General features: G+C 55.3%; 4 protein-coding genes and 1 pseudogene. 3 read left to right on the forward strand and 2 right to left on the reverse strand.

The genetic code is table 11. The annotated features are described in order from the left end of the window. The coding region (locus tag AC2VNK_RS09665; protein ID WP_486883600.1) for an ATP-binding domain-containing protein at positions 1-243 on the forward strand (243 nt) is incomplete at its 5' end. A gap of 160 nt (positions 244-403) precedes the next feature. Here AC2VNK_RS09665 and AC2VNK_RS09670 read toward each other — a convergent pair. Together AC2VNK_RS09670 and AC2VNK_RS09675 are read right to left on the reverse strand one after the other, a co-directional pair. Then, complete coding sequence (locus AC2VNK_RS09670; RefSeq protein WP_486883601.1) at positions 404-751, reverse strand: Rieske (2Fe-2S) protein; 348 nt, start codon at positions 749-751, stop codon at positions 404-406. A gap of 233 nt (positions 752-984) precedes the next feature. Beyond that, positions 985-1,431 carry a cysteine hydrolase family protein gene (locus AC2VNK_RS09675; protein ID WP_291520462.1) on the reverse strand — a complete coding sequence of 149 codons (447 nt, stop codon included), beginning with the start codon at positions 1,429-1,431 and terminating at the stop codon, positions 985-987. A gap of 377 nt (positions 1,432-1,808) precedes the next feature. On the opposite strand from AC2VNK_RS09675, the gene AC2VNK_RS09680 reads away from it, so the two are divergent. Both AC2VNK_RS09680 and AC2VNK_RS09685 read left to right on the forward strand, forming a co-directional pair. After that, entirely contained in the window at positions 1,809-2,417 is a 609-nt protein-coding gene (locus AC2VNK_RS09680; RefSeq protein ID WP_486883602.1) for a hypothetical protein, read from the forward strand. 453 nt (positions 2,418-2,870) lie between these two features. Further along, positions 2,871-3,266: pseudogene (locus AC2VNK_RS09685) on the forward strand (DNA-binding response regulator); the annotation flags it as partial.

The following is a 3,266-nucleotide window of genomic DNA, read 5'->3' on the forward strand; positions in this document are numbered from 1 at the left end:
GCCGAAAGCGCCTGGGCCATGACCGTCCACAAGGCGCAGGGTTCTGAGTTCGCCCACACCGTCCTCATCCTCCCGCCCGCGGACAGCCCCGTCCTCAGCCGCGAACTGCTCTATACGGCCATCACCCGCGCCCGCAGCCACTTCACCCTCATCGCCCCCCGCGAGCGGCTGGAAAACGCCATCCAGCGCCAGACGCGGCGGATGAGCGGGCTGCATGCGGCTTTCTACGATCCCAGGCGCTGAATGTCACCGGCATTACTTTGACGGGGAGGGTGGCAACGGGCCGGTGCTGAGGCCCCGATGGTGTCCGCCGATGGGACACGTCGCAAAAGGCTGCTGCGCTGGCTCTTGAAAACCGACGTTTTTTCCGTAGAGCTTCTAGGCCTGAGCGAATCTCGACAGGTCAGATTTCGACGTAGAGCGTGTCGTCTTCTACGCTCACCGGAAAGGTTTTGAGCGCTTTCCTCCTGCATACCAGATTCAGTATCTGAATGCCCGGGGGGAAGTTGGCCCAGTCCACGACCTCGCCGGTGCGGATATCGAAACGCGCGCGGTGCCGATGGCACTGGATCAGGCGGTCATCGATAATCTCGCCATCCGTTAGCGACGCCCTCAGGTGGGTGCACCTGGCCTGTGTGGCATAGTAGCCGTTGCTCAGTGCATAGACGGCAAGATCAATGCCTGCGACCTTACAGGCTTTGGCCTGACCGTGGGGAAAATCATTTTGCGTCCCAATCTTGTGTTTGGCCATGGTGAACGTGCTCCTGTGGAAATTGTCTCTGCGCAGCGCATGAGGGCGACATAACGGGGCTTGGAAGAACCTCCGTAGACTGGCCGCCCATCTCCGTTTCTATCGTGGGTTCCATCACTACGACACTTGATGATGGTAATTACGCGATAGTTGATAATGTGTCAAATCGCGGGCGGACCCTCTTTGGGTATCCAACTCCACGCGATTGACGGTTGTGCGCTGCATAAAGGCAGTTACACCCCAAACTTCTGTTGAAGGACCGTACTGATTGCCTCACACATGGGTCCTTTTTCAGCGGCGCACAGATTGCGAATGACGTGGAAAGGAATCCCCGCATCCCACAGGGAGAACCCGCAGGCCATAATGCAAGCACCCGTCCGGCTACCCACCAGTCCCCATTCTGTGATTCCTGTAAACTCACGCAAGACGGTTATCGCCGCCTGATTCAACCCGTAACCAGGCTTTTCGATAATCACCTCGTGCCCCACGTCAATCACCGACCCGCCATCGTTGCCATCATTCATGCGCATTCGGAACAAGCTGCCGGGCGGATTGCAAAAACGGGTGGCCACGACGACCGAATAGTCCTGTGCGGCGTCCCTGATGCGATCTACCAAGTCAGGCTTGGGGGAAAATCCAAATTGCAGATCAATGACCAATAATCCGCTGCTTTGTGGCATGGTGTGCTCCTTTCTATCTGAGTGTTACAGCACAACGGCATCCTTGTTTCCATTAAGAGGCATCGAACGCCTTAATGCCAACCTGAACATGAAAAGGATAGCGAATGTCGTTATTGAGCGACGGAAGAACCGGCTGTCGCACCCCCTCTACAATAGACCAATAAACAATAGCTTTTAATCCTATGCCATTGATCATCGTCATTTCATATACCGCCACAGATCACTTTCGTTGTGTTGCCTCACAGCGACGGAAAACCTATTCAATGCCATCAACCATGAACTGGCACCGCCAAAAAATCAACCGATAGCGGCTATGGCACGATATCTGCTGCGTTGTATATATGGTTAGGAAAACTGCGAAATCATGGAGTGTCATCGTGTTTAAAGATGCTGATACCTTTAACGTTTCCGGGGCACCGCTACCTCGTGGTGAAATCCCACACGTCACAACGCCGCCTCTGATGCAACACTACCTGGACCACCTGGCGTTGACACCCGCACAGCGACATTGGATAGAACAGGAGATGGCACAAATGCCAGGCGGTTCAGGCAATGGCAACGCATTCAGTGCATTACAGACCGCGCTCGGGTCGCTCGCGGACGATGACGAGCTTCATGCGAGGCTGGCGCTGTCGTTGCCCGCCACGCGTCACACTAAGCATCCTGCGGCATGGTTGCGCCATCAGCAAGTTCCGGTAATTCGCCGTTCGTCGATGGCCCCAAAACCGTTTCTACGTTCCCCGCAAGATGTGTTACGGCACTTTTTCAGTCAGCTACACGTCGCTTCAAAGATAGGTGGCAGCCTCAAGGCTGCTTTTGCATTTTCAGCGCGCAGTGCACCTGCGCGCGGTAAAAGGGTTGCCAGGGCTGCCGTGGTATGGGGCATTATCCTGATGGGCGGCTTGGTAGCCCCAGCATTTGCACATGCCCACGAGGATCATTTCCAGCTTAAGCCCGGATACGAAACGCTGCAGTTCGAGGGCTGAATCCAGACACTCGGACGCTTCTGATATTGCGTGCTGAGCCCCTCATAACAGGCGAAACGCCGATCCTACTGCATTTTGCACCAACCGCCCTTCGGCGGAAAATATCTATTGTCATAAAAAAGTCATGTAATCTTCATACTAGTGTCACACAAACCAGTTATCCTATGGGGAGCCGCAATATAGCCCCCATAAGGAGATCTGCATGAGTCAGTCCACGGGCACACATGTACCCCAACGTAGTGTCATCGAATCCCTCAACAATGCCCCGGTGAGTTTCTTCCATTTGCACGCCGCGTTCACGGCGAGCATGGGATTTTTACTATGTTATTAATTTTATTAAATAGTATTGCTGTACACACAGTACATGTGCTACGTGCGGCGATGTTTGCGCAGATGCGAAACCCCCTGCCGGTCCGGACCGGATCACCGCAAGGCCCACGGATCCTTCTGCTGGTGAATGCACGGACCAACGGTAAAACGATCATCTCCGTTGAAGTGGCTCTGGAGCGCACTGGCGGCCAGGTAATACGAGTCACGGAGCGTGCGGAAGCTGAGCAGTTGGTGCGCCGCTGGGATCCTGAAGTGTTGGTTCTGCTCGGATGGTCTGCCACGACGGGCGACTGGCTGCGGCATCTGCAATTCGCACCGCGTCAGGGCGATTTGCCCTTCCTGGTGGTCGGCAATAGTGCAGGAGAAGACCACGAGGAAACAAACGCCGTAGCAGCTCTGGAAGTAGGTGCGCAGGCGTATATCCCTGCCGGTATGGGGCTGGGAATCTTAACCGCCCAGGTATGCGGTCTCCTCAAAAAGCTCCGCACACAAACGCCTGTCCGGGTGGTTAAAGAGGAA

The organism is Acidithiobacillus sp. TH-A35 (assembly GCF_057473505.1).

What these genes read in the sequence shown, in the direction of transcription:
- AC2VNK_RS09670 (WP_486883601.1), bottom strand. Translation starts at nt 751, where the DNA reads ATGGCCAAACACAAGATTGGGACGCAAAATGATTTTCCCCACGGTCAG.
- AC2VNK_RS09675 (WP_291520462.1), bottom strand. Translation starts at nt 1,431, where the DNA reads ATGCCACAAAGCAGCGGATTATTGGTCATTGATCTGCAATTTGGATTT.